The sequence below is a fragment of the Bradyrhizobium sp. PRIMUS42 genome, assembly GCF_023006515.1.
Lineage (GTDB): Bacteria > Pseudomonadota > Alphaproteobacteria > Rhizobiales > Xanthobacteraceae > Bradyrhizobium.
On sequence record NZ_JALBGZ010001316.1, the window covers coordinates 1 to 862 of the forward strand.

Genomic DNA, 862 nt, shown 5'->3' on the forward strand with positions numbered 1-862 from the left:
CTCCTGCGCCTTGGCGCGGGCGCGCGCGACGTCGGGCTCGTCGAACTTCGTCAGCGAATAGGCCGCCGCGCGATAGTCGGCGCGCGCCTGCGCGAGATCGCGTCTCATCTCATAGATCTGGCCGCGGCCGGAATGGGCGCGGACATTGTTCGGATTGATCTGGATGGCCGTGTTGTAGTCCTTCAGGGCGGCGTCGAGGTCGCCCTTCATCATGCTGACGTCGGCGCGATTGTTGACCGCGAACACGTTCTTCGGCTGTTTCTCGATCAGGCGGTTGCAGTCGGCAAAGGCCTGATCGAACTTGCCCATCATGCCGTAAGTGATGCAGCGGTTGCCGGCGATCTGCGGTGCGGCCGGGTCGATCTTCTCGGCCTCCGCAAAATCGGCGATCGCACCGTCGAAATCCTTCATCAGCGTGCGCGCGCGGGCACGATTGGTCCAGGCGAGCAGGAATTTCGGCGTGTACTTGATCGACAGGCTGAAATCGTCGAGCGCACTTTGCAGCGCACCTCTGCGCGCGTGGATGACGCCGCGATTGTTGTAGGGGACACCATAGGCAGGACGCTTCTGGAGGGCGAGATTGTAGTCCGCCATGGCGAGGTCATCCTGCCCCTTGCGCTCATAGGCAAGGCCGCGCAGGTTGAGGGCGATGACGTAGTCCGGATCGAGATCGACCGCGATGGACAGGGTCTCGATCGCGTGGTCGTAATCGCGCTTGTTGATCAGCGTGTTGCCGCGCACGGAGAGCGCGATCGCCTTGTCCTTGCCGCCGAGCTTGTCGACCTTCAGCAGATTGTCGCAGGCGCTGGCGCGGGCCTGCGCCTCCGCCTGGCGGTCGCGGCAGGTGGCGAGGTCGTCGGCT

1 protein-coding gene is annotated in these 862 nt (G+C 64.2%); it reads right to left on the reverse strand.

The features are described 5' to 3' along the window. On the reverse strand, positions 1-862 hold an 862-nt coding region (locus MOV75_RS39995; protein ID WP_247008353.1), incomplete at both ends, for a tetratricopeptide repeat protein.